Raw genomic sequence first — 24,388 nt, 5'->3', positions numbered from 1 at the left:
TCGCACCGTATTCGAAATTCTCGGTGCTAGCGGCCAACATCTCCACCCCTGCCAGTGCTAGCTGGAATAACCGGCCATACCATTATTTTGTAATGCTCTGGCGCTTGATCACGAAACGGACCCCGAAGCTAATTTCGGGATTGATGGGGTGATTTGTCTTGAGGACCACATGCCCGGCTTCGCCGAGGTCGGAGCCATTGCGGATGACCGGCGGCAGCCCTTTGGGAATACGAACCGTGAGTGGCACCTTCACCAGTTCGTCCCGCAGGATCAATGGATCGCCGATTTCGATTTCGAGCGTCTCGGGATCGACCTCCGCAACTTCGAACGTGGTTTCTTTGGCATGCCCACCAGTGACAGTGAGGAACAGTTTGACTTCAGCGCCCTCTTCGCTTTGCACGTCGCCAAAATGGACCGCACTGGTCACGTCGTTCCAAAGCCCAGGGCCAGTGACTTCGATATCACCGCGCACGGTACCTTGGATCGGGATCTGGAACTCGCTGTTCTCTTTTTGATTCGTCTTTACGGTCACCCAATGATGCAGCGGGCCGAGCGGCAGGTTGCCAATCGTCTTTACATCGATGCGATAGCCCACCTTGGCGTTGTCGGCTGGTAACTCGTCGTTGTCGACTTTGGTGTAGCTGACCTCGAACCACTCATCGGTTCGAGCATCAGCGAGTTTGGCCGACTCGATCGTGAGATTCTCGTCCTCGTAGCCCATCAGATAGACCGACTCGACTTGCTCGTCGCCAGCATGTAGACCTGCGAAGAAGAACTCTTCGGGCTGCAGTCCGGTGACCGTGGTTACTTGGCCTTCGACAGTGAGTTCGATTCGGCGGGCGCGGGGATCATTGGTATCGAGCGTCGCGGTCTGGCGGAATGTGCCGGGATTGCTCTTGGCGATCCACTCCAGGGTCACATCGATGGTCTCGCCGGGATCGACGATGCCGTCGCCGACATCGCAACCGGTGCACTTACAGGTGGTGCTGGCGACATTCAGCTTTAGCGGGGCGTCGCCATTGTTGGTTACCCGATAAGCATGAGAACGGGTGGTACCGCGCTGCATGCTGCCGAAGTCATGATGTAAGGCATCCACCGAGATCTTCGGATAGCTGGCCTCGACCTCGTTGATGTCGCCACGGATGGCCGCGATGTCGCTCGCTGATTTCTGTGGGCCGATACTCCAGTAAGCGGAGACCGCTCCCAGGACACTTCCGAACAGAATGGAGAGAACAGCAATCGGTAATGCACGCATGGTTATTTGAAGCCGTGGAGACGGAAGGGACGCTGGTACGCCGCTCGTAAGCAAGCGGGAATTAATCGATTCTAGGTCGACCTACCGCCCGGCGTCAAACAATCGGGATTTCCTCGCCCGGCGGCCGCTCGCGGAGCAGTTTCCGCAGTAGCATCCGGCACTCGGTAAAAAACTGCTGAAAGTCGTCTCGCTGATAGTCGGGATAGGTCCACGGCAACGCCTTCCAGCCGGTCGATCGGCCGTAGCCTAGCGTGATTTCGGCGTAAATTCCCCGCGACAGATAGATACGGTGCGAGTGGTTCTTCGTCGACGCGAGCACTAGCTTCGCTTCGGCAATGTAGCCCGGATCGAGATTCAGGGGACGCCGCTCCGGGTGACCAGACGCCTGGGCGTACTCGGTTTCCCACAGGTTGGTGGTGCACTTTACCTCGGGCAGTGTCGCGGGGTCCATCAGCGGGGTGGTCACGACGAACTGCTTCTTGAGCTCGGTGCCCATTTCGTCGTCGTAGTAGTCGGTATCGTTAAACACGAACGCAGGGCTCACCAGGGCCAGCTCTCCCCACTGTTGCTGCACCCGCTCGCGAGCCCAGGCAAGGGCGTCGTCGTACCGACTCACCATCGGCACGAGCCGCAACACAGGTCGGGGGGGATTGAGAGAACCCATGGGTACCAGCATCCATTCAAAGCAAAGCGAGAAACTCTTCCACCGTCAGATCCGCCTGACGAATGATCGCGCGGAGCGTCCCCCGCTTAAGTTCCCTGTTATTCGGAATCGTAATCCCCTTGGGAGGATCATCGCGATACAGAAAGACGTGACTCCCTTTGCCTCGATTTGGAATCGTATAAAAGCCCGATTTCTCAAGAGCTTTGATTACTTCGCGAGACGATAGAACGGGAAGCTGTTTACTCATCTAGCAACTATTGATCATGTGTGTATTGGGAAATCTCGGATTACTTTAGGTGCCATAATCCAACCATACACGGTGCCCCAAACACATCACACAGCATGTCCCATTCGGGACACCCTGCATGGTGCGTTATTTTTACTGAACAACACAGACCTGCACATCGAGTCCATCTTCAGGAATTGCCATCCCCACTTGAGTCGCTCCGTCAATCCAAGTATCGATCGCGTCCCGGATGTTTAGCAGAGCTTCTTCACGAGTCTCCCCTTGCGATATGCAACCGGGAAGACTCGGAACCTCCGCCACCCAGCCACCATCTTCATGGTCAGGGTACAGAACCACTTGTCGAAGCGTCGAGGAATTCATATACAAACTCGCTAGTTACGAAATGCGATCCGCTTCCACTATTGTACTCTCTACGCAGCAACAAGCCATTAATAAGCTCGAGCGAAGATGCCGCGTTGTTGGCTTTCGCCGCCGGTGAAGATGCACTTGCCTTTCTCTGGCTTGCCTTCGAGCGGAATGCACCTGGCGGTCAGTTTCATCGCTTTGAGCTTGGCTTCCATTTCGGGGCCATCCACAAAGTGGCAATAAGCCAGCCCGCCGGGGGCGTCTTCGGCAAAGTACTTTTCGAACTCCTCCATCGTATCGATTTCGCAGGTGGCTTCGTCGCGGAGCTTGGCCGCGCGGTCGAACAGCCCTTGCTGCATTTCTTCCAATGCGCTGGCAATCGTTCCGACGAACTCGCCGCGTGGGGTTCCCTTCCCCTTGCCATCCACATCGCGGCGGCTCAGGAAGACCGCGTCGCCCTTTACGTCGCGGGGTCCGACTTCCGCACGGAACGGAACCCCTCGCTTGACCCATTGCCACTTCTTGTCGCCGCCACGAATATCGCGATCGTCCAGCTTCACCCGTACCGGCGCGCCGTCGAAGGTCTGGGCTTCGAGTTCGGCCTTGAGCGAATCGCAGTATTTCAGCACCTCGGCGCGTTCGTCGTCGTTGCGGTAAATCGGCAGAATCGCCACGTGGGCGGGGGCGAGCTTGGGAGGGATGACCATGCCGTCGTCGTCGGCGTGGGTCATGATCAATCCGCCGACCAAACGGGTCGAAACGCCCCAGCTGGTGGTCCAGCCGTAGGTCAGCTCGCCCGACTCAGCCTGGAACTTGATTTCCTGGGCCTTCGCGAAGTTCTGCCCCAGGAAGTGGCTCGTGCCAGCTTGCAGGGCTTTGCGGTCCTGCATCATTGCTTCGATGCTGAGGGTATCGACCGCTCCAGGAAACCGTTCGCCGGCGGTCTTGCGACCTTTGATCACCGGCATCGCCATCGTGTTCTCGGCGAAGTCGGCATACACTTCCAGCATCTGGCGGGTTTCCTCTTGGGCCTCCTCGCTGGTAGCGTGCACCGTGTGCCCCTCCTGCCAGAGGAACTCGGCCGTCCGCAGAAACATGCGGGTTCGCATCTCCCACCGCACCACGTTGGCCCACTGATTGATCAGAATCGGCAGGTCGCGATAGCTCTGCACCCAGCGGGCGAAGGTCGCTCCGATGATGGTTTCGCTCGTGGGGCGGACGATTAGCGGCTCTTCCAGCTTCGAGCCCGGCGCGGGACGCAAACCGCCTTCGGGATCGGGTTCCAGCCGGTGATGGGTAACCACCGCACATTCCTTGGCGAATCCCTCGACGTGCTCGGCCTCTTTTTCAAGGAAGCTCATTGGGATAAACAGCGGAAAATAGGCATTCTCGTGCCCGGTCGCCTTGAACATGGCGTCGAGCCGCCGCTGGATGTTCTCCCAGATGGCGTATCCCCATGGCTTGATCACCATGCAGCCCCGCACGTCGGACGTTTCGGCCAAATCAGCGGCCTTGATCACTTGCTGGTACCACTCGGGATAGTCTTCGGCACGGGTGGGGGTTATCGCGGACATAGCAGGGTGGGGGATCCAAGGGGGAACGGGATTCGGAAACACGGGAGGCCCTATTCTAGAGCAGTTGTGGTTTCACTTAAATCCGAGTCCGCCCTCTGGGTCCGCCCTGCCCTGCGACTCGATTCATTGGGTAGGCGAAATGGGTGAAAACGTGTTACCATTCGAGTCCCCGACCACCAAACTCTGACCCCGCCCCCTGCCCTATGTCTCGTCGCTACGCTACGCAGTTTGCCCATAACGAACACGTCCAGCAGGTATTTCTGGCCTCCGACAAGAACCTGCGGCCCAACCGCAACGGCAACTACTACCTGCAGTTGCAACTGGCCGACCGCAGCGGCTCGATCGACGCCCGGCTGTGGAATGCCAGCGAGCGCGACTACAAGGACTTCGACAACGGCGACTACGTCATGATCGACGGCAGCACCCAGCTGTTCCAAGGCAACATGCAGTTGATCATCAACAGCATTCGCCGCGCGCGGCCCGACGAGGTGGACGAGGGCGACTTCATGGTTCGTCAGCCAGCCGAGATCGACCAGTACGCCAAACGCCTAGCCGAGATCCTGCGGGGCATCAAGACTCCTGAGCTGCGCAACCTGGCCGAGTGCTTCCTGATGGACGAAGCGTTCATGGCCAAGCTAACCCGCGCCCCGGCCGGCATGAAGAACCACCACGCCTACCAAGGGGGGTTGCTGGAACACGTCGTGAGCGTGATGGAGTTGGTGCTGCTCGTCGCCCCCCGCTACCCGCAACTCGATAGCGACAAGCTACTGATCGGCGCGTTCCTGCACGATGCCTCGAAGGTGGACGAATTGTCGTACGAGCGCGAGATCTCTTACACCGACGAAGGTCAGCTGCTAGGTCACATGGTGATGGCAATGAGCCTGCTCGATGCGAAGATCATCGAAGCCGAGCGGCTGAGCGGCGAACCCTTCCCCAAGTCGCTCGCGGTCGAGATCAAGCACATGATCATCAGCCATCATGGCGAATACGAGTATGGCAGCGCGAAGTTGCCGATGACCCTCGAAGCGGTCGCCTTGCACCACCTCGATAACCTCGACGCCAAGATTAACAGCTTTAGCAGTCTGATTGCCGATTGCCCGAACAGCGACAGCAACTGGACCCAATATTTTGGCAACCTCGGACGAAAGCTCTACAAAGGTGCCGGCGAAGAGTAGAGGGAGTTCCGACGACGCGTTGCTCGTCGGCTGTGCGATTCAAGGCAAGAAATACGAACGACCCCGACCACGGACCAAATAAAGACCGCCCATGGAAATGTTCTCGATCCAGCCGATTCTCGATAACCCGATTCAGAGCTTCTTTACCTTGCTGATGCTCATCCTGCTGCAAGCAGTGCTCGGTTTCGACAACTTGCTTTACATATCGATCGAGTCGAAACGCGCGCCCGAGGACAAGCAGCAGTACGTGAGACGGATGGGTATCGGGTTGGCGATTGTGCTACGGATTGTTTTGCTGTTTATCGTGCTCGGCGCGGTCGAGGCGCTCGAAGAGTGGGACATCTTGAAGTTCGACTTTGCCGCCATTTACACGTCGGGACATTTCAACTTCCACAGCCTGGTATCGCTGGCCGGTGGAGTCTTCATCCTGTACACCGCGGTCAAGGAGATTCACCACATGATCTCCATCGATCACTTCGAGAAGGATGCCGAAGAAGGCAGCCGCAAGAGCGTCGGCTTTGTGATCTTCTGGATCGTCCTGATGAACCTGGTGTTCTCGTTCGACTCCATTCTGTCGGCCATGGCCCTCACGCACGACTTCTGGATCATGGCCACCGCCATCGTCATTAGCGGCGTGCTGATGATCGTACTGGCCGACACCGTGGCGAACTTCCTTAAAAAGAACCGTCTGTACGAGGTACTCGGCCTGTTCATCCTGTTTATCGTCGGCATCCTCCTGGTGTCCGAAGGGGGCGAACACGCCGAGTTGGTGCTATTTAGTTACCACGTGCACGCCATGCAGAAAAGCACGTTCTACTTTGTGATCGCCGTGTTGGTGATCATCGACATCGTCCAAGGCCGTTATCAGAAGAAACTGCAGGCGATGAAGCAAGCCGAAACGGCGCACGCGAAGGCTTAAGGCTCGACAAGCGGAGCGATCCCCATGCCCGTGGCGAAACGCAGGGCGAGGCGATTGTTCACCACAGAGGACTCAGAGGGGGAAGACTAGGTCGTGTTGACATTTATGTAGCGTAGATTTTGTCGAAATGGTATCACGGTGTCGTCCCCTACCTGCTCATGGAGGAGCGAATAGATGCGACGGCACGAACTGACAGACGAACAATGGTTGAAGATTCGAGGCCATTTGCCTGGCAAATCCGGCGATCCCGGTCGAACCGCGGCGAGCAATCGTCGGTTCGTGAACGCGGTGTTGTGGATCGCCCGCACAGGCGCGCCGTGGCGCGATCTTCCCACTCGCTTTGGCCCTTGGAATTCGGTATTTCAGCGTTTCAATCGATGGTGCAAGCGTGGCGTCTGGCGGCAAGTCTTGGAGACTCTGGGCGAAGAGCCCGACTTGGAGCACTTGCTACTCGACTCGACAACGGTCCGAGCCCATCAACACGCAGCGGGCGTAAAAGGGGGCTCGGTGGCGAAGCCATGGGCCGCTCGCGCGGAGGTTGGGGAACGAAAGTCCACGCCGCGGTAACGGGCGATGGCCGCCCGGTTCGTCTGACTTTGACGGGTGGCAACCGACACGACATGCACCAAGCAGAAACGCTGCTGGAAGGACTAACTCCCGAATACGTCGTCGCCGACAAAGGGTATGATTGCCATTGGTTTCGCGATCAGATTCGTCGCCAAGGCGCGAAGCCGGTGATTCCGACTCGCCGTGGGTTTCGACAGAAAAGGTACGATCGCACACGCTATAAACTCCGAAATGTCGTGGAGCGGTTCTTCAACCGGTTAAAACACTACCGTAGGGTCGCTACACGATACGATAAAACTGATCGAAACTACGATGGATTCCTCTGCCTGGCGTCACTCATGATCAGCTTGGCATGAATGTCAACACGACCTAATCTTCGCTAATAGGCGCTAATAAGATTAGTGAATATTAGCGTATGTTAGCGTTCCTCTTTTTTCCGCACTGGCAGTGTTCTACTCTGTGCCCTCGGAGGTTTGCCCCCTATTCCGAACCCCACGCACTAACCACTCGTCGGTAAACAGGGTAATATATAGGTATTCCGGCGAGGCGTAACTCGCCGGCTGGGGCTTTTGCTTTTTGCCTGCGCCCTTTCACGCCCGAATCCTGACCTTCGACCCCTCCCTGATTATGGAATCCGATGTACGTGCAGCAATTCTCGCCTACACCCGGCAACCGGCCTATCGTCCGGTGAAACCGGCCGTGGTGGCCGAGCGTCTCGGTCTGCTGGAGGAGGACCAGGTAAAAGTGGTGCGACGGGTGATCAAGAAGATGGTCAAGGCGGGCGAGTTGGAATACGGTCCGAGCCATCTGGTGATGCCTGCCGAGGAGGGCCACCCGGCCCGTGAGAACCTGGCACCGAAGAAGAAGCCAAAGAAGGAAGATACCTCGAATCAAGTGGTGGGAACGTTCCGCCGGGTGTCGACCGGCGAGGGATTCGTCCGCCCCACCGGCACCCCCGCGAGTGCTGGGCGCGACGCCGACATCCATATCGACAAGCGGGCCGCGCTCGACGCCCACACCGGCGACACGGTGCGAATCAAGATCGACCAAAAGTCGGGCTACAAAGGCAAGCCGGAAGGTCGGGTGGTCGCAGTGGTCGAGCGATCGACCAGTCGGTTCGTCGGCACCTACTTCGAGAAGGCCGACATGGGCCTTGTGGAAGTCGATGGCAAGGTATTCAACCGCGCGATCTACGTCGGCGACCCTGGTGCCAAAGGCGTGAAGCCTGACGACAAGGTGGTGATCGACATGGTTCGCTTCCCCTCGCACACCCGTGACGGCGAAGCGGTGATCGTGCAGGTGCTCGGCAGCAAAGGCGAGCCGGGAGTCGATACGATGAGCATCATCTACGAGTTCGGCCTGCCGGGCGATTTCTCGGAAGAGGTGATTGCTGACTCGCACGCCCAGGCGGATAAGTTCGACGAGTCGATCGGCGACGACCGCCGCGACCTCACCGGCGAGACGATCGTGACCATCGATCCGGCGACCGCCCGCGACTTCGACGATGCGATCTCGCTGCGTCGGATCGACAGCAAGTATGGCGACGGGCAGCACTGGCTGCTCGGCGTGCACATCGCCGACGTCAGCCACTTTGTGCCGGAAAAGACGACGCTCGACTCCGAAGCGTACGATCGGGCAACCAGCGTGTACCTGCCTGACACCGTGATTCCGATGCTGCCAGAGATTATCTCGAACAACCTGGCGAGCTTGCAGCCGAATAAAGTTCGCTACGCGATGACGTGCGAAATCGAACTATCGCCCGAAGGAGTGCCGATCGGGGCCGAGGTGTTTAAGAGCGCGATCAAAAGCTGCCGGCGTTTTACCTACGAGGAAATCGACGAATATTTGTCGGCCAATAAGCTGGTCGACCGCCCTGGTCCGGAGAAGGTCGATCACCTGCAACTCGCGCCAGAAGTCGACAAGCTGGTTGGCGACATGTTCGAGCTGGCCATGATTCTTCGCAAGCGACGTTTCGCTGCGGGGGCACTGGAACTGTCGATGCCCGAAGTGGAAATCGACCTCGACGACGAAGGCCGCATGAGCGGCGCCCACGTCGAGGTGAACACCGAGAGCCATCAGATGATCGAAGAGTTCATGCTGGCGGCCAACATCGCAGTGGCCACCAAGCTTCGCGACGCGGGGCTGATCTTCCTGCGTCGGGTGCATGGCGATCCCGACAGTCGCAAGCTCAAATCGCTCACCAACTTCGTCCGCGAGCTAGGCTTTAAGGTCGAGAGCCTGGAGAGCCGGTTCGAACTGCAGCGTCTGCTCGACGAAGTGGAACGCGATCCGCGACGCCATGCGGTGAACTACGCGGTACTGCGGTCGATGCAGCGAGCGACCTACAGTCCCGAGGACGAAGGCCATTACGCCCTGGCGGCCGACTGCTACTGCCATTTCACGTCGCCGATTCGGCGTTATCCCGATCTCACGATCCATCGACTGATCAACGCGCTGAACTCGGGCAAGAAGCCACCGCAGAGCATGGACGAGTACTTCATCTGGGGCGACCACTGCAGCGAACGCGAGCAGCGGGCGACCAATGCGGAGCGCGAGCTGACCAAAGTGAAGCTGCTGCACTTCCTGGAGAACAAGATCGGCCTCGAGATGGAGGGCATCATCACCGGGGTCGAGCGGTTTGGGCTGTTCGTGACCGGCCGAGAGATCCCCGCCGAAGGGTTTGTGCACATCTCGTCGCTGGGGGACGATTTCTATAAATTCGATCGCGATAGTCACTCGATCGCCGGTTTCCAGGCTGGCAATACGTACCGGTTGGGCGATATCGTCCGCGTGGCGGTCGCGAACGTCGACGTAGAGGCCCGCGAGCTCGACTTCCGGGTGCTGGGACACGTCGCCCGCAGCCAGGCTCCCCCCGGCCGCAGCTCCGAAAAGAAAAGCAAGAGCAGCAAGAAACCAAAGGACAAGCGCGAGTCGCGCGGCAAAGGCAAAAAACGCCGCCGCTAGCGAGGTGTCGACCAGCACGGGGCTGCTGTTACTAAAGCCCCCCGACAGCTTGGCCAGGACGAACCTGGAACTACCAGTGCGGGACGCCCCGCTGGCAAATCCTCGCCCGGTTCCAACCGGGGCGGGGGCTATCTTGCAGGCACTAACCGACTAGAATGCGGTATTACCTCCCCGCCCCGATTCTGGTGCCCGACCTCCGCCAAGGTAACTTAGCTATGTCGACCGGTTCTTCCCTGGCTCAGACGCCGCTCCACGATTGGCATGCCACGCATGGCGGCCGCATGGTCGACTTTGCTGGTTTCAGCATGCCGGTGCAGTATGCATCGATTGTCGACGAGCATAATGCAACCCGCACTCGAGCGGGGTTATTCGATATTTCACACATGGGCCGGCTGGCAATCCGTGGTCCCGAAGCGGCCAAGTTCCTCGATGCGATGGTGACCCGCCGGATCATCGACATGAAACCGGGCCAAATTCGCTACGGTCTGGTCTGCAACGCAGCCGGCGGTATTCTGGACGACGTGCTCGTGTATCGCTGGGATGGCGAACTGCAGTCGATGCCGCAACCGCCCGAGTTCCACATGGTGGTCAATGCGAGCAACCGCGAGAAGATTCTCGCTTGGCTCAAGGATCGCGAGACCGAGTTCGCCGCCCGGGTGGAAGACCTCACCACCTCGACCGCAATGATTGCGTTGCAGGGACCCGAAGCGATTGAGAAAGCCGACCCGCTGGTCTTCGCCGAGCTGACGTCGCTGCGTTACTATCGCGGCATCGCTAGCCAGGTGCTGGGACACGACTGCTACGTCAGCCGAACTGGCTACACCGGCGAAGATGGTTGCGAGATCATCTGCCCCGCGGAAGACGCATTGGAAGTTTGGCAGACGCTGTACGACGCGATTAGCGAAACCGGCGGCATGGCCGTTGGCCTCGGCGCCCGCGACACCTTGCGACTCGAAGCCGGCATGCCGCTTTACGGGCATGAGCTTTCAGAGAACATCACTCCCTGGCAAGCCGGGCTGGAGTTTGCGGTGAACCTGAAGGATCGCGAGTTCATCGGCAGCGAAGTGCTTGCTGGCTCGATGGATGGCTCCCGCCCCGTGCGTGTGGGCCTGCAGATGGATGGTCGCCGAGCCGCCCGCGAGGGATGCCCGGTAATGTACGAAGACGAACCGGTGGGCACGGTCACCAGTGGCACCTACTCGCCAACGTTCGAACGCCCGCTGGCCATGGCCTATGTAAAGCCGGTAGCCGCCGCGATCGGCACGCCGCTGGCGGTCGACATCCGCGGCACCCAAATCCCCGCGACCGTGGTACCACTGCCATTTTACGAACGTGGGAAGTAGAAGGATTGCTTAAGGAATCTCTCGCAGAGACGCGGAGACAGCAGAGAACACCCCAAGAACCTTGATCCTGATGAAGCCTGGCGACAGAAGGATCTCAATCATCGACAAAACGAATCGCAACTCAGTAGCTGACACTTGTTAGCCTTCGACACGGAGATTCCTCTGTTGCCGAAAACTCCCTCAGCACGACCTGGGCTTTGCGATATGGATCACCTAACAGGAGTAACCAAAACCATGAGTCCCGAAGAACTGCTTTACGCCAAGACACACGAATGGGTTTTGCTGACCGAAGAAGACGGAGCCAAGGTGGCTACCGTTGGCTTGTCGGCGTTTGCGGTCGAAGCACTTACCGACCTGGTGTTCATGGAACTCCCCAAGGTGGGCACCGCGGTTCAGCCGCAGCAATCGATTTGCGAAATCGAATCGGTCAAAGCGGTGAGCGACCTCTATAGTCCTGTCGAAGGCGAAGTGATCGCCGTGAACGAAACCCTGCCCGACCAGCTCGAGATCCTAAGCAGCGATCCGTTTGGCGCCGGCTGGGTGTGCAAGATCAAGCTCAGCGGCGAAGCCGGCCTGGGCGACCTGATGGACTACCCCGCTTACCAAAAAGCGTGCGAAGAAGAAGCCCACTAGAAGTGCACAGAGTCCTGGTGAGCTGCCGACAACCACCCTCGCGGCAGCTCGCCAGAAGTTGATTGTTTCGTTATCCGAACTCCGCTTTCCACGATCCATTCATGCCTTACCTTTATAACACGTCCGACGACCAGGCGGCCATGTTGGCGGCGATTGGTGCCCAATCGATCGAAGAGTTGTTTCAGTCGATTCCGAGCGAACTGCGTCTCGACCGCCCTTTGAATATCCCCCCGGCCATGGGCGAACTGGAGCTCGAGCAGCACATTCGCGGACTTGCAGCGAAGAACCTGAATGGTTCGAACGCGGTCACCTTCCTCGGCGGCGGCAGCTACGACCACTTCGTGCCAGCAGCCGTGGATGCCGTGGCCTCGCGAAGCGAGTTCTACACGAGCTACACGCCGTACCAGGCCGAAGTGTCGCAAGGCAACCTGCAGGCCATGTTCGAGTATCAGTCGCTCATCACCCGCCTCACCGGGCTCGATGTATCGAACTGCAGCCTGTACGACGGTGGCAGCTCGGCCGCGGAAGCGGTGCTGATGGCCGCCGACATTACTCGCCGCAAGGGTCGCGTAGTGGTCGCTGCGAGCGTGCATCCGGAGTACCGTCAGACCATTAGCACCTACGTAGCCAATCTTGGCATCGAGGTCGTCACGGTCGGCGCCGAGAACGGCACCGTCGACATCGCCGAACTCACTTCGGTGGTCAACGACGAAACCTCGTGTGTGGTCCTGCAGCATCCGAACTTCTTCGGTTGCCTGGAGGACGCCGAAACCGTCGCCCAGGTAGCCCACGACGCGGGTGCCCTGATGATCGGCGTGTTCGATCCCATTAGCCTTGGCCTGCTGAAGCGGCCTGGCGACTGGGGTGCCGACATCGCAGTGGCCGAGGGTCAATCGCTCGGCACGCCGATGAGCTATGGCGGCCCGGTGCTTGGCATCCTGGCCTGCAAAGAGAAGCTGATCCGTCGTTTACCGGGTCGCGTAGTCGGCACCACGACCGATCGTCGTGGCAACCCCTGCTACACGCTTACCATGCAAACCCGCGAACAGCACATTCGCCGTGAGAAGTCGACGAGCAACGTCTGCTCGAACCAAGCGTTGTTTGCGTTGCGAGCCACGGTGTACCTATCGCTCGTTGGTCCCGAAGGCTTGAAGAGCGTGGCCAACCTCTGCTTGCAGAAGAGCCGCTACCTGGCCGATAAGCTCGACTCGACCAGCCGCTTCGAGCTGGTATTCAACAGCCCGACGTTCAAAGAGTTTGTCGTTCGCGACAAGGAGAACGCGGTGGAAGACCTGGTAGCCGACGCTGCGAAGGAAGGCTATCTGGCGGGCATTCCGCTCGGCGGTTGGTATCCCAACCTGGCCGACTGCATGTTGGTGTGCGTGACCGAAAAGCGGACCCGCGCCCAACTGGATGCCCTGGTCGAAGTGCTCCAGACCGGTGCCGCCAAGGCGTCGGCCGACGAGCTCATTCAGGCCGGCATTTAATCGCCCCCCCGTAGCCCCGACTCCCTCCTGGCATCCATCACCGCAGAGAGATCGTTGCATCGCGCCGAACCAGATTTATCGTTTCGGCCACTCCGTTCTCTCTGCCGTTAGCCCTCCGCTATCCCACCCGACCTCCCCATGAAAAACACTCGTGACACTAAGTTGATCTTCGACCTCTCCCGCCCTGGTTGTCGTGGGGCGGTGTTGCCTGAGTGCGACGTTCCGGCCGCGGACGTCACGAGCCTGCTGCCAGCTTCGGCACTGGCCGAGTCGTCGCCCGAGTTGCCAGAAGTGACCGAGCCGCAGGTAATTCGGCACTTCATGAACCTGTCGCAATTGAACATGAGCGTCGATACGCACTTCTATCCGCTCGGCAGTTGCACCATGAAGTACAACCCCAAGCGTAACGAGCGGGCAGCGGCGATGCCGGGCTTTGCCGAAGTGCATCCCTACCAGCCCGACGAAACCAAGCAAGGCATGCTCGAGATGCTGTTTGGCATGCAGGAGATGCTCAAGGAGATCTCGGGCCTCGAAGCGTGCAGCTTGCAACCAGCCGCGGGGGCTCATGGCGAGCTGACCGCCCTGCTGGTAGCGGCCGCGTACTTCAACGACTTCGGCGAAAATCGCAAGAAGGTGCTAGTGCCCGACAACGCCCACGGCACCAATCCTGCAAGCGCTGCGATGGCAGGGTTCGAGAGCGTGACCGTGAAGACGAACATCGATGGCGGCGTCGATATGGAGGACTTCCACTCGAAGCTCGACGACGACATCGCGGTGTTCATGATCACCAACCCCAACACGGTTGGCATCTTCGAAAGCCACATGCGCGAGCTGGCCGACGCGGTGCACGCCCGTGGCGGTCTGATTTATCTCGACGGAGCGAACATGAACGCCATTCTCGGCGTGACTCGCCCCGGCGACTTTGGTGCCGACATGCAGCACTACAATCCCCACAAGACGTTCAGCGGCCCGCACGGTGGCGGTGGACCTGGCGCGGGCCCCATCTGCGTGGTCGAGAAACTAGCCACGTACCTGCCTGGCCCGGTGGTCGAGCAAGGCGAGTGCCCCGACAACGCTGGGCAGACCTACTACTCGCTCGAGACTCCAGCGAAGTCGATCGGCAAAATGCGGGCCTTCTTTGGCAACACAGGCGTCCTGCTACGAGCCTACTGCTATATTCGCACCCACGGCCCCGATGGTTTGCGGGCGGTGAGCGACAACGCGGTGCTCAATGCCAACTACCTGCTGTCGCTGGTCAAAGACTTCTTGCCGGTGCCACAGGGCGGTCGCTGCATGCACGAGTTCGTTGCTTCGGCCTCGAAACTCAAGGCCGAGCGTGGCATTTCGGCCATGGACATCGCCAAGCGACTGCTCGACTTTGGTTTCCATGCTCCCACGGTTTACTTCCCGCTGACCGTGAAGGAAGCCATTATGATCGAGCCCACCGAAACCGAAAGCAAGGAAACGCTTGACGCGTTTGCCGAAACGCTGCGGACCATCGTCGGCGAAGATGCGGACTTGCTGCACGAAGCCCCGCACTCCACCGATATCAGCCGGCCGAACGAAGTGGCCGCAGCCCGCAACCCGTGCCTGTCTTGCATGTAGTGGAGTGTCTCGCCAAGTCGCTGAGACAGTAGAGAACTCTCCGCGCCGAAGCAACCACAGCTTCGTTTCGGCGGCAGAAGTGCACCAAGCCTATAACGGGAGGTTGTAGTGGTCGTTGTCGATGGTGAAGCTGATCGCGGTATGCCTGAGAGCGATAGAACGGCTAGCTACGATACCAAACGATCACGATGCCTTTGATGCTTTCTTGAGAGTGCGAAATGGAAATCAGCCTCTCCTCGGGTATTCCAGAAGCAAAGTCCGCAGCCTCCTGACAGATGGTGGCCCATGGTTTCGAGACACTCTCGAAGAGCTTGAAGCGAACCTGCGTGTTTTGCTCGTTTTCCATTTCAAACAACCTCCTCGTTATCACGGATAGCTTTTGCTGTTATTCGTCGACCAATACGGATTATGGGAATTAGTATCGTTATTGTTCCTATTACCCCAGATAACACGCTGTCCCCATTCCATCCCCTTCCGCGTCCCCTGTGTCTCTGCGTGATATCCCTCTCATGACCAAGTGCCAACTCATCATCGATCCCCCCCAGGCTGGTGCTTGGAACATGGCGGTGGACGAATGGTTGCTGCAGCGAGCGTCCGACCAAGGGGTCGTAACGATACGATTCTACGAGTGGGAAGCGCCGACGCTGTCGCTCGGTTACTTTCAGTCGCACGTCGATCGCGAGCAGCACGCAACGAGCCAGCCACTGCCACTCGTACGTCGAGCCTCCGGCGGCGGGGCCTTGGTGCATCACCACGAACTCACTTACTCGCTGGCGGTGCCGGCCGGGCATCCGCTAGCACGCGATACGCAGGCGCTGTACGACGCGGCTCATCTCACCCTTATTGATGCGCTGTTCAGCAATCTCACTGCGCAAGGTGTCCAGCTTTCGCCGACTAGCTTCTTGCGTTGTCCCGAAAGCCTACCCCGCGCAGGGGGCGAACCGTTCCTTTGTTTTCTGCGTAGAGCAAAGGGAGATGTCCTCTTCTCCAAATCATCACAATCTTCGGTTATGCTTCCACCCGATACCCATAAGGTGTGTGGAAGCGCTCAGCGCAAGCATCGCGGTTCAGTACTGCAACATGGTGGAGTGCTGCTGTCGCAGTCGCCCCATGCGCCAGAGTTACCTGGGATTGCCCAGCTTTGCGAAAGTGTGGAAAACGGAGTTGCAATAACAGCCCCACTTCTGGTCGAATGGTGGTTGGACTTGCTCGTGCAGCGGCTCGATTTCGAAATCGAACCGGGCACCCCCTTTTCCTCCGACGAGCAACAAGCGATCGGCGAAATCGCGACGACGAAATTCGCCGATGAAAGCTGGACTCGTCGCCGATAGATTAACCGGGTTAGGCTACACCCGACTAAATAGCAGAAATTTTAGCGCGAAAAGCCTAGAATTTGGCTCGAAAAACCGTTTTATTGGTGAAAAACAACGAAAATCGACAGGAGTCTCTATTACTAGGCCTTACTAAAATTTAAAGTAAGGACTTAGCTTGGTGGACCATTATCAAATCCTATTCCTTTTATCCCCAAGCTAGGCTCATGCCGATGTTAGGTTCTGCGAAGCGCCGTGTGCGAAGCAGCCCTTTCGTCACCCCCGTTCGGAGGCTTGTTGCCAATCTGTACATGTACCTTGCCGGACTATTTTGTCAGACGTTTTATCCACAGGTACGGATGAGGCAGGAGCGATAGCAAATGAAGCTAATTGTATTGGCTGGTGCCAAACAAGGAACGGAAATCCCGCTGAAACGCGAGAAGTTCGTGATCGGCCGGGCTAGCGACTGTACGTTGCGAGCCGGGAGCGAAGCGATCAGCCGTCACCACTGCGCAATTACCCGGGTCGACGGTGGGCTAACGGTTCGCGATCTCGGTAGCCGCAACGGCACGTATGTGAATGGCGAGAAGATCGACGGAGAGACGTCGCTTAACCATGGCGACGAGATCCGAGTCGGTACGCTCGAGTTCCGCCTGGATGCCGCTCAAGATATTAACCGCACCAAGAAGCCGAAGGTAAAGGACGTGGCCGACGCGGTTTCCCGTGCAGCCACCACCCCGCCCGACGCCGAAAGTAGCGGTGTGTTCGAAGACGACATCAGTCGTTGGCTCTTGGGTCCCTCGCCCGACACCTCGGCGGCGACCCGCGAGACCCAATCGTTCCGCATGGACGAGACGCACACGGTCGCTGCGATCCCCCCACTTCCGGTCGATGGACAGTCGCCTGAAGCCGCTGAGGGATCCGAAGAAGCTGCCGAGGGCGATCTAGGCGAGGAATTGGATGAGGAGAAGGCCAAAGCCAAAGGTAAAAGAACCTTCGGCAAATTGCCCCCGATTCCCAAGAAGCAGTCGAAGGACAGCCGCGAGGCGGCCGCTGATATCCTACGCGAAATGGCGCGTCGGCGCTAGAATTGGGTAACTGGCACACCCTCCGCGATCCGATGCTGGATCGTGGTCCGTTTGCAATTACCTGTCTGGAGTTAGCATGTCCAACAAGAATCGACTACCGAAGTCTCCGCCTACGCAGGGGCCTGCGCTGCTCGGTCTGGCATTCGATGCCGACGATGGGCACAAACGCTTGACCCGCTCGAAGGACTTTCTGCTCGCTGGCGGCTCGGAAGAAACCCACGGCATGATGCGTGAAACCGTGATTCGCGTCACCGAGAAACTCGAGAACCGTGGCAAATCGCTCCGCGAAGTTTCGAGCGAAGAGCTGCGCGATACGATTCACGACGTGCTCGACTGACCTCACCTTGAGTCCACTCGCCAAAGCGAGTGGGCTCATGCGCTGAGAATCTGGCTGTTTCTAGGCAGCTTTTTACCGATAGTCGACCTATTGGTTGTATCACGCGATACGCTTTTTCGGTTACCGTGAAAGGACGCTACGACTCCGCGTGGTCTTCGCGTTCTTTTCCTCCTATCGAAAGCGCCATTATGTCGCCTTTCTCGATTGGTGTTCGGCTGGCAATCGCTTGGCTCTTGGCATCCACTGCATTGGGCCAGCCCCAGTACACGGTCACCGACATTACCAACTGGTCGCCCGCTGAATTGGCTACCCTACCGACATTCGATCACTATCCACTACTCACCCCGGTGGGAGCCTCCACGACATTCATGCCGACGGGGCAAAGTGGCGATCGCTGCATCGGGCAATACGAAGGGGCGTACGGCGACCACGCAGCTCGTGTGGAGCAAGGGGTACAACAATCGCTCCCTCCCCTAGACACCTATTACTGGTGGTACACCACTTGCGATCGCGACGACTGCCATTTCTATAACGGGAGTGTGGGATACAGCCATTTGAACGACGTGAACTCGGCCGGCATTGCGGTAGGCGACTCCACACTCGAAGGCACCGGCAGCAGTTCCTCCGACTATGTGACTCATGCAGTGCTGAGCACCCCCGACAGCAACACGCTTCTCGACTTCACCCCCCTGGCGACACGAGCTGCAGCGATGGGCATCAACGATGCTGGGCAGATTGTTGGCTGGCAACGGACCGATGGGCCTACGCAAGGCATCCGGTGGCAGCCAGACGGCAGTAGCATTGTGCTCGACAGCTTTGGAAGCAGCGTTTCGCCAACTGCGATCAACGACCTGGGCGTGGTTATCGGGAACGCGGTGGTGCCGGAAATCAGCTACTTCAACCCCGAACCGTTTGTCAGCGTTGCAGGCGCAGCGATCGAACAGCTTTCGCTACCCAGCCAGGGAGGAGTAGAGTACGCTTCGGCCAACGATCTCAACAACACGGGCCTGATTGTCGGCTACTCCTGGAAAGCGACCGCCACAACGGAACCGCTTGCGACGCTTTGGCAGCAGGAGCCGGACGATAGCTGGACACCGTATGACCTGAACGAAATCGCCGACGGTGGCGACTACATCTACGAACGCGCAGTCGCAGTAAACGACGAAGGCTACGTGCTCGCTCTTGGCAAACTCGATCAGGACATTAGCCCTGCCTTACTCTTGCTTCTCACGCCCGATACTCTGCTAAGCCCGGTGCAGCAAGCCACTGGCGACTATAACTTCGACGGGGTCATCGATCAGTCGGACTACCAACAATGGCGCCGCGACTTTGGGCGAACCATTAGTCCCGCAGGGACTGGCGCCGATGGCAACGGCAACGGTATCGTCGACCTCGGCGACTACACGCTGTGGCGCGACCATCTGCAATCCGCGGCCACGTCGCTCGCAACCGAGTCGATTCCCGAACCTTCGTCGCCAGGGCTATTACTTGGCCTGCTAGCCCTGACCGCTGGTTTTCGGCAACGACTCGCACTCCACTAACGAGTTGCGAGCAGCTTGCCAACTTTAGCAAACGCACGCACGTCGGCTTCGTGGATCGAACCATCCGGCAGCGGGCCGGTATTCATCAGCAGGTTGCAGCGGTTGCTGGCAGCCGAGTCGAGCCGCTCCACCACCTGCTCGGCGGTCAGATGCTGCTTGTCGTTCTTCTTGTTGTATCCCCACGCTTGCGGCTGCATGGTATCGCAGATTTCGTTGTGCTTATCCTTGTTCGATTCCCACGCCTTCGCGGCAATGTCGCCGGAGTAATCACCGCACCGCTGCCGCACGGTGTCGGCCAGTGAGTAACCTTTGCGTTCCGGCGCGGCGAAGTCTTCGTCGCCGTTGGCTCCTTGCTTGAAGCTAATGAGCGTCTGCGGTTGCAGGCTCCGCACCAGGCGATACGTTTCGTCGATCGGAAACAAATCGGGCTTGGCGTAGTAGCCCATGATCGGGTCGAACCACATGCCAGCGACCGGGCCGTAGTTGGTGAGCAGCTCGCGAATCTGCCCGTGCACGAAATCGATGTAGCGCTGAAAATCGTCGTCGTTCGCGAACTGATACCGCGGCTCCGGCTGCTTGTAAGCTGGGCGGGCGATCGGGTAGTACGACCGCGGGTAGAAGTAAGGATGCCGCCAGTCGAGGGCATAAGAATAGTAGAAGAACACCCCCAAGCCCTTTGCGTGACACTGCTCGGCCAATTCGCCGACCAGATCGCGTTTCGCAGGACTCTCGACCGACGAGTAGTCGGACAGCTTCGACTCGAACAAACAGAAGCTATCGTGGTGCCGAGTCGTGAGGTTCACGTACTTCATGCCCGCTTCGAGCGCCATGTCGGTGATGAAGTCGGCGTCGAACCGGTCGGCCACAAAGCGATCCTTCAGCGACTCGTACTCCGAGAGCGGTATCGCCTCGCGGTACTGCACCCACTCCCCCCGCCCGAGCAAGCTCGCGATCCCGTAGTGCATGAACAACCCAAAACCAGCGTCGGCGAACCACGCCTTGGCGGCCGCGCGGGGATCATTCGCGTACAGCTTGCTGTAGCCACTCAGGTACTTGGGCGTCGTCTCGTCGGGCAACCGGGCCTGGACCAAACGGGGCAGCAACGTCGCCGCAGCGGTGGTTGCTAGAAACTGTCGCCGGGTGGGCAACGGATGGTTCTTGGATGGGAGCATAGGGACCTCCGGCAAGAAACGGGGATGAGTGAGAACGCAGTATACTGCAACAGAGCAACCGCATGCGAATTCCGGCAGCGACGCGCACTGCTAGCAGCTGGAAATCCTCCGCTAATCGTTACCACGCGAATGCATACGAGACCTCGGGGTCAGAAAGATCGCTGTTTTCTTCAAGATTTACGTTTCATCCTGCGAGCCGATCGTGTCGATCTAGAGCCAGTGGCCTACTCGCAAGGCCATCCGTGCAAGCAACCATCCCGCGGGGGGCGTGTTGGTGGCGAAGCTCATTTCGCCGGGGGATCCAACCACATAGCGCTCTCCGCTAGCTGTTTGCACGCGGAGCATGCATCGACACGGGTCGTTGTGTGCATCTTAATTACACGGAGGGGGGAAATGACTCAGGCATGGATCGACGCTCGGCTTCGCCGAAGCGTCCAGGGAGTAATTGCGCTCGCACTACTGGCATTAACGGCCGGACTCGCTCAAGCGCAGGACGACGTTGTCTTCATCACCGACGAGGAAGCCAACGCCTATGTAACCGACCAATACGACACGAGCTACCTTGATGGCAGTGACTACGGTCCCATTAGATACGACACCGGCGCGTACTGCACCGACATCGGCTGTAGCGATGGCATTATGCCTGGCCAATGTGGTTCGGCCTTCAGTGGTACCGGACGGCTATGGTTCATGGCCGATTACCTGTCGTGGCAACTTAGCGGAACCGACCTACCACCGCTGGTAACCGCCAGCCCCGATGGGACCGATCCCACGCTCGCAGGCGTGCTCGGCGAGCCGACCACCAGCATCCTGGCCGGTAATCAAGAAGTAAGCGACGGCTGGCGAAGCGGCTACCGGCTGCAAGCTGGCATGTGGCTCAACGACTGCCAGACGATCGCCATCACCGGCGAGTTCTTCGACGTCGGTGGCGATGGCTACGATTTCAACCAGGGCCCCGACAGCTCGCTGATTATCGCCCGTCCGTTCTACAACACGGAGCTGGACGATAACGACGCCGAGTTTGTTTCGGTTCCGGACGAACTCGATGGAACCATTTCGATCCACGCGACCGATCAATTCCGCGGAGCTTCGCTGCTGCTGCAGAATTGCTTGCGACAGAGTTGCGATCCCTGTGGGCCGCAATGGAATCTCGATCTGGTGAGCGGTTACCGCCATTATCGCTACAAGTCGCAACTCGGCATCTACGAAGACCTCACCGTGCTGCCGGCGACGAGTACCCCATTGGTACCTGGCACGACGATTCAGTTACGCGACCAGTTCTATAGCGACAACGAATTCCACGGTGGCGAAATCGGCCTCAAAGGCCGCATGACCCGCTCGTGCTACTGGGTCGAAGGGACCGCGGCGATGGCCGTGGGTGCTCATCGGCGCAGCGTGACGATCGACGGTTCCACGGTCAGCACCGTGCCATCGGTTGGTAGCTCCACCGCCGCAGGTGGCTTGCTCACCTCGTCGGAAACCAACATTGGTTACTACAGCGACACCAAGGCCACGGTCATTCCGAACTTTCGGCTTGGCCTAGGTTGCCAGCTCACCAAGCACCTCAGCGGTCGCCTTGGCTACAACGTGGTCGTGTGGAACAACGTGGTGATGGCCGCCGATCACTTGCCAGCCAACCTGGAAGTCGATCCGCGCAACCTGCCACCCGTTCAAGCGGGCGGCGGCGCCGCGCCGGCGTTCCCAGGGCTGCAAGATTCCACCATGGTGGCTCACGGCCTGGATGTTGGGCTTGAGCTGTCGTACTAAGATCGATTTTGAAAACTACATCGGCCTCTGACTCCTCTCGTGGGAGTCGGAGGCTTTTTTCATGCGCAGTATCGTGTGCGCTGGCTTTTACTGTCGCCGCATCCAGAACCAACCACCCACGAGGCCTAGGCTCACGAGTAGCACCGAGCTTGGCTCGGGAACTTCCACGTCGCCAGGCGTGGTTGGCATCGGAATGGCCTTGGCCAGTAAGTATCGTTTCGACACGTAGCCAGGCAGCAATCCACGCTCGCCGAAGTTGTAGCACATGCCCTGCATGTTGTTGCCGATGACGATCTCTTGAAACACGTCGTCACCAACGATGCCAGGGCTGTAGTCTTCGGTCACCATTTGTCCGCTCGCCATATTCAGCGTGCCGAGCGTGTCGAGGCCATCTAAATAGGCTTCGGGCTGCACTTGTCGCAGCGAGTAGGTGCCTGCGGTCAGTCCACTAAAGCTGTACATACCGTTATCATCGGTTACGGCCGTCCCCAGCAGGACTCCAAAGCCGCCGGTTGTTCTGTAGAGATTGACTTCCGCGCCGACGATGACGAACTCCGGCAAGGGGTCGTCTTCGTAAGCCAGAATGCCATCGTTGTTGCGATCGATATAAACCCACCCCGACAGTTCTGAAGTGCCAGATGTGGAAATAACAGCGGCAGAGGCGTGCGCTGCGCAGCAGGCCAGAACAACGAGCCACGCGCAAGCACCACTCCACACGCCGAAGCGTTGGTGAATCATGGTGGAACCGGTAATCAGAGGGAAACTATAAATGGATGAACCCGTGCATCCAGACGAGCGCCCCATGGCGCTGTCAGTCGCGTGTTTTCAGGTTCATTAGTTCCTTCCGGTTCAACGAATTAGAGGGCAAACACAGGGTCGCCACCGCACAATGGGGCAATACCTACTTCTTAGCGTAATTGCCCGGCAAGCCATTTCCAGCAAAAAGCAGTTCGTTTTTCCTCGCCACGGGTCCCCACAAAAAGCTTGACAACAGGAGATTCAAAGCAGCAATACGCTAATCACCGGGATCTAGCCACGGCTGGCTTGGCTGTGTAATCCAGATGGTCGACAGCTAGGACGACACAAAATTTTTTCCGTTCCCCCTTCTCGCAACGCCTCTCATCCATCTGGCCCTATCTGCCCGGAGCCACTCCCCCGCGGAGGAGCCCGCTCCCCTCGCTCACTTGCCTATCCCCCCTGCCATCTCACCACACACGTCACTAGTACTAAACCACCACATTTACTGTTCGCGATAATTTCTCTTCTGCCATGGAATAAGCTCCGTGGACGATCGCGAACTTATCCGTGCGTGAGTTCCAACACAAAGGATCGACTCTCACTACTACTAACAGGAGCAGGGGAACAATGGCTCGGCCTACGGAGTCTCGTCGTGCGTTTACGCTGGTTGAACTTCTTGTCGTGATTGCGATCATCGGAGTGCTGGCCGCGCTGCTGTTGCCGGCGGTTTCGGCTGCTCGCGAGTCGGGACGCAAGGCGCAATGCCTGAACAACATGCGTCAGCTCGGCATCGCCACCCTTAGTTTCGACGAGCGGATGCGGCGCTGGCCTGGTGCGGTCGAACCGTTGCCGAAAGACCGCTTGAACAGCTTGGCTGGCGAGTTCTTCGTCACCTGGTCGGTTGTGCTGCTCGAAGACCTCGAGCAAACGCAACTGAGCGATGCCTACAACGGAGGGGAACGCCCCGACAAGTACGTCGCACTCTTCCTCTGCCCTAGCGAAGACACCAAGCAACGTTCCGAGGCTTCGACCAGCATCGTTTGCAACGCTGGCATGACCGGTTCGATCCTCGACCAGTCGCCGTCGAATGGACCATTCTTGAATCAGGCGATGAACTCAAAGCTTTCGATGCTCGAAGGGCACTGGTTCGACGGCCGCGACTCCACCTTGAGTCTGTCGGAGAATCTCGACGCCTCGCGGTTCGACTACGTCGGCTGGGGTGGGTTCAATGCGAACTATGATGTCGACAATCTCATCGATGGCGACTTCGTGGGGAAACGGAAAGATCGACTCTGGAACCCCGTGTTCCATTGGTACCCAGCCGACAACACCGGGCGATACATCAATAGCGACAACGCTCCCTGCCCGGGAGGTATCGAGGACTGCAAGCGACACGACGCTACCCCACTGCGGTCCAGCAGTTCGTCGACGCACTCGTACCAACTGATGATGGAAGCCGACGCACGCCCCTCCAGCAATCATCCCGGCGGAGTCAACGTGACCTTCGCCAGCGGGCGGGCTCAGTTCCTACAGGAGAAAATCGACTACAAAGTGCTTCGCGCGTTGATGACTCCCAACGACCGCAAATCGAACTCTCCCTATCGCAACATCGTACTCGATGGCTCCGACTACTGAGCGGAACGGCCTTGTCATTCGA

The 24,388-nt window shown here is 58.6% G+C and carries 21 protein-coding genes and 1 pseudogene; 14 read left to right on the top strand and 8 right to left on the bottom strand.

Annotation, left to right across the window (positions count from 1 at the left end; all coding sequences use genetic code 11):
• Window positions 1–82: 82 nt before the first annotated feature.
• The 5 genes from Pan181_RS03885 to proS all read right to left on the bottom strand — a co-directional run bounded on the left by Pan181_RS03885 (window position 83) and on the right by proS (window position 4,085).
• Window positions 83–1,255, bottom strand: a complete 1,173-nt coding sequence (locus Pan181_RS03885; protein ID WP_145245575.1) for a DUF1573 domain-containing protein — start codon at window positions 1,253–1,255, stop codon at window positions 83–85.
• Between the two features lie 94 nt (window positions 1,256–1,349).
• Entirely contained in the window at window positions 1,350–1,919 is a 570-nt protein-coding gene (locus Pan181_RS03880; protein WP_145245574.1) for a DUF4416 family protein, read from the bottom strand.
• Window positions 1,920–1,935: 16 nt separating this feature from the next.
• Window positions 1,936–2,166: a type II toxin-antitoxin system HicA family toxin gene (locus Pan181_RS03875; RefSeq protein ID WP_145245573.1), complete on the bottom strand. Its 231-nt coding sequence runs from the start codon at window positions 2,164–2,166 to the stop codon at window positions 1,936–1,938.
• Window positions 2,167–2,298: 132 nt separating this feature from the next.
• Window positions 2,299–2,526 (bottom strand): type II toxin-antitoxin system HicB family antitoxin, encoded by a 228-nt coding sequence (locus tag Pan181_RS03870; protein ID WP_145245572.1) that lies wholly within the window; start codon window positions 2,524–2,526, stop codon window positions 2,299–2,301.
• Between the two features lie 68 nt (window positions 2,527–2,594).
• A complete protein-coding gene (gene proS, locus Pan181_RS03865; protein ID WP_145245571.1) occupies window positions 2,595–4,085 on the bottom strand; it encodes a proline--tRNA ligase in 1,491 nt (496 codons plus the stop codon).
• A 203-nt stretch (window positions 4,086–4,288) separates the two neighbouring features.
• Between proS and Pan181_RS03860 the strand changes: the two genes are divergently transcribed.
• From Pan181_RS03860 to gcvPB, 8 genes and pseudogenes are all read left to right on the top strand, one after another.
• Entirely contained in the window at window positions 4,289–5,260 is a 972-nt protein-coding gene (locus Pan181_RS03860; RefSeq protein ID WP_145245570.1) for a 3'-5' exoribonuclease YhaM family protein, read from the top strand.
• Window positions 5,261–5,351: 91 nt separating this feature from the next.
• Entirely contained in the window at window positions 5,352–6,179 is an 828-nt protein-coding gene (locus Pan181_RS03855) for a TerC family protein (RefSeq protein WP_231943744.1), read from the top strand.
• Between the two features lie 174 nt (window positions 6,180–6,353).
• A pseudogene (locus Pan181_RS03850) lies at window positions 6,354–7,102 on the top strand (IS5 family transposase).
• Between the two features lie 271 nt (window positions 7,103–7,373).
• Entirely contained in the window at window positions 7,374–9,710 is a 2,337-nt protein-coding gene (gene rnr / locus Pan181_RS03845; protein ID WP_145245569.1) for a ribonuclease R, read from the top strand.
• Between the two features lie 155 nt (window positions 9,711–9,865).
• Window positions 9,866–11,053 carry a glycine cleavage system aminomethyltransferase GcvT gene (gene gcvT, locus Pan181_RS03840; RefSeq protein WP_231943743.1) on the top strand — a complete coding sequence of 396 codons (1,188 nt, stop codon included), beginning with the start codon at window positions 9,866–9,868 and terminating at the stop codon, window positions 11,051–11,053.
• Between the two features lie 234 nt (window positions 11,054–11,287).
• A complete protein-coding gene (gene gcvH / locus Pan181_RS03835; RefSeq protein WP_145245568.1) occupies window positions 11,288–11,686 on the top strand; it encodes a glycine cleavage system protein GcvH in 399 nt (132 codons plus the stop codon).
• A 101-nt stretch (window positions 11,687–11,787) separates the two neighbouring features.
• Window positions 11,788–13,173: an aminomethyl-transferring glycine dehydrogenase subunit GcvPA gene (gene gcvPA, locus Pan181_RS03830; protein ID WP_145245567.1), complete on the top strand. Its 1,386-nt coding sequence runs from the start codon at window positions 11,788–11,790 to the stop codon at window positions 13,171–13,173.
• 138 nt (window positions 13,174–13,311) lie between these two features.
• Window positions 13,312–14,778 (top strand): aminomethyl-transferring glycine dehydrogenase subunit GcvPB, encoded by a 1,467-nt coding sequence (gcvPB, locus tag Pan181_RS03825; RefSeq protein WP_145245566.1) that lies wholly within the window; start codon window positions 13,312–13,314, stop codon window positions 14,776–14,778.
• A 163-nt stretch (window positions 14,779–14,941) separates the two neighbouring features.
• On the opposite strand, the gene Pan181_RS03820 is transcribed toward gcvPB, so the two are convergent.
• The gene (locus Pan181_RS03820; RefSeq protein ID WP_145245565.1) at window positions 14,942–15,124 is read right to left on the bottom strand and encodes a hypothetical protein; all 183 of its coding nucleotides are present in this window, start codon (window positions 15,122–15,124) and stop codon (window positions 14,942–14,944) included.
• A gap of 163 nt (window positions 15,125–15,287) precedes the next feature.
• Between Pan181_RS03820 and Pan181_RS03815 the strand changes: the two genes are divergently transcribed.
• From Pan181_RS03815 to Pan181_RS03800, 4 genes are all read left to right on the top strand, one after another.
• A complete protein-coding gene (locus Pan181_RS03815; protein ID WP_145245564.1) occupies window positions 15,288–16,109 on the top strand; it encodes a lipoate--protein ligase family protein in 822 nt (273 codons plus the stop codon).
• A gap of 359 nt (window positions 16,110–16,468) precedes the next feature.
• Complete coding sequence (locus Pan181_RS03810; RefSeq protein WP_145245563.1) at window positions 16,469–17,176, top strand: FHA domain-containing protein; 708 nt, start codon at window positions 16,469–16,471, stop codon at window positions 17,174–17,176.
• Window positions 17,177–17,252: 76 nt separating this feature from the next.
• Window positions 17,253–17,513, top strand: coding sequence for a hypothetical protein (locus Pan181_RS03805; protein WP_145245562.1), 261 nt, complete (start codon window positions 17,253–17,255; stop codon window positions 17,511–17,513).
• A gap of 188 nt (window positions 17,514–17,701) precedes the next feature.
• Window positions 17,702–19,054, top strand: a complete 1,353-nt coding sequence (locus tag Pan181_RS03800) for a hypothetical protein (protein WP_145245561.1) — start codon at window positions 17,702–17,704, stop codon at window positions 19,052–19,054.
• Here Pan181_RS03800 and Pan181_RS03795 read toward each other — a convergent pair.
• The gene (locus Pan181_RS03795; RefSeq protein ID WP_145245560.1) at window positions 19,051–20,226 is read right to left on the bottom strand and encodes an alpha-L-fucosidase; all 1,176 of its coding nucleotides are present in this window, start codon (window positions 20,224–20,226) and stop codon (window positions 19,051–19,053) included. The genes Pan181_RS03800 and Pan181_RS03795 overlap by 4 nt on opposite strands.
• Before the next feature lie 393 nt (window positions 20,227–20,619).
• On the opposite strand from Pan181_RS03795, the gene Pan181_RS03790 reads away from it, so the two are divergent.
• Complete coding sequence (locus Pan181_RS03790) at window positions 20,620–21,993, top strand: BBP7 family outer membrane beta-barrel protein (protein ID WP_197528888.1); 1,374 nt, start codon at window positions 20,620–20,622, stop codon at window positions 21,991–21,993.
• Between the two features lie 87 nt (window positions 21,994–22,080).
• Here the strand turns inward: Pan181_RS03790 and Pan181_RS03785 are convergent, their stop codons facing one another.
• Window positions 22,081–22,731, bottom strand: coding sequence for an SdrD B-like domain-containing protein (locus Pan181_RS03785; protein ID WP_197528887.1), 651 nt, complete (start codon window positions 22,729–22,731; stop codon window positions 22,081–22,083).
• Between the two features lie 627 nt (window positions 22,732–23,358).
• Here Pan181_RS03785 and Pan181_RS03780 point away from each other — a divergent pair.
• Window positions 23,359–24,366, top strand: a complete 1,008-nt coding sequence (locus tag Pan181_RS03780; protein WP_145245557.1) for a DUF1559 family PulG-like putative transporter — start codon at window positions 23,359–23,361, stop codon at window positions 24,364–24,366.
• Window positions 24,367–24,388: the final 22 nt, after the last annotated feature.

This window comes from Aeoliella mucimassa (genome assembly GCF_007748035.1).
GTDB lineage: Bacteria > Planctomycetota > Planctomycetia > Pirellulales > Lacipirellulaceae > Aeoliella > Aeoliella mucimassa.
The sequence above is the reverse complement of the archived record's forward strand: the minus strand, read 5'-3'. Positions and strand labels throughout refer to the sequence as shown.

Coding starts and splice junctions, on each gene's coding strand:
- Pan181_RS03820 (WP_145245565.1), bottom strand. CDS start 15,124: ATGGAAAACGAGCAAAACACGCAGGTTCGCTTCAAGCTCTTCGAGAGT.
- gcvH (WP_145245568.1), top strand. CDS start 11,288: ATGAGTCCCGAAGAACTGCTTTACGCCAAGACACACGAATGGGTTTTG.
- Pan181_RS03815 (WP_145245564.1), top strand. CDS start 15,288: ATGACCAAGTGCCAACTCATCATCGATCCCCCCCAGGCTGGTGCTTGG.
- Pan181_RS03885 (WP_145245575.1), bottom strand. CDS start 1,255: ATGCGTGCATTACCGATTGCTGTTCTCTCCATTCTGTTCGGAAGTGTC.
- rnr (WP_145245569.1), top strand. CDS start 7,374: ATGGAATCCGATGTACGTGCAGCAATTCTCGCCTACACCCGGCAACCG.
- Pan181_RS03785 (WP_197528887.1), bottom strand. CDS start 22,731: ATGATTCACCAACGCTTCGGCGTGTGGAGTGGTGCTTGCGCGTGGCTC.
- Pan181_RS03880 (WP_145245574.1), bottom strand. CDS start 1,919: ATGGGTTCTCTCAATCCCCCCCGACCTGTGTTGCGGCTCGTGCCGATG.
- gcvPA (WP_145245567.1), top strand. CDS start 11,788: ATGCCTTACCTTTATAACACGTCCGACGACCAGGCGGCCATGTTGGCG.
- gcvPB (WP_145245566.1), top strand. CDS start 13,312: ATGAAAAACACTCGTGACACTAAGTTGATCTTCGACCTCTCCCGCCCT.
- Pan181_RS03795 (WP_145245560.1), bottom strand. CDS start 20,226: ATGCTCCCATCCAAGAACCATCCGTTGCCCACCCGGCGACAGTTTCTA.
- Pan181_RS03855 (WP_231943744.1), top strand. CDS start 5,352: ATGGAAATGTTCTCGATCCAGCCGATTCTCGATAACCCGATTCAGAGC.
- Pan181_RS03780 (WP_145245557.1), top strand. CDS start 23,359: ATGGCTCGGCCTACGGAGTCTCGTCGTGCGTTTACGCTGGTTGAACTT.
- Pan181_RS03810 (WP_145245563.1), top strand. CDS start 16,469: ATGAAGCTAATTGTATTGGCTGGTGCCAAACAAGGAACGGAAATCCCG.
- Pan181_RS03790 (WP_197528888.1), top strand. CDS start 20,620: ATGACTCAGGCATGGATCGACGCTCGGCTTCGCCGAAGCGTCCAGGGA.
- Pan181_RS03800 (WP_145245561.1), top strand. CDS start 17,702: ATGTCGCCTTTCTCGATTGGTGTTCGGCTGGCAATCGCTTGGCTCTTG.
- proS (WP_145245571.1), bottom strand. CDS start 4,085: ATGTCCGCGATAACCCCCACCCGTGCCGAAGACTATCCCGAGTGGTAC.
- Pan181_RS03860 (WP_145245570.1), top strand. CDS start 4,289: ATGTCTCGTCGCTACGCTACGCAGTTTGCCCATAACGAACACGTCCAG.
- Pan181_RS03875 (WP_145245573.1), bottom strand. CDS start 2,166: ATGAGTAAACAGCTTCCCGTTCTATCGTCTCGCGAAGTAATCAAAGCT.
- gcvT (WP_231943743.1), top strand. CDS start 9,866: ATGCGGTATTACCTCCCCGCCCCGATTCTGGTGCCCGACCTCCGCCAA.
- Pan181_RS03870 (WP_145245572.1), bottom strand. CDS start 2,526: ATGAATTCCTCGACGCTTCGACAAGTGGTTCTGTACCCTGACCATGAA.
- Pan181_RS03805 (WP_145245562.1), top strand. CDS start 17,253: ATGTCCAACAAGAATCGACTACCGAAGTCTCCGCCTACGCAGGGGCCT.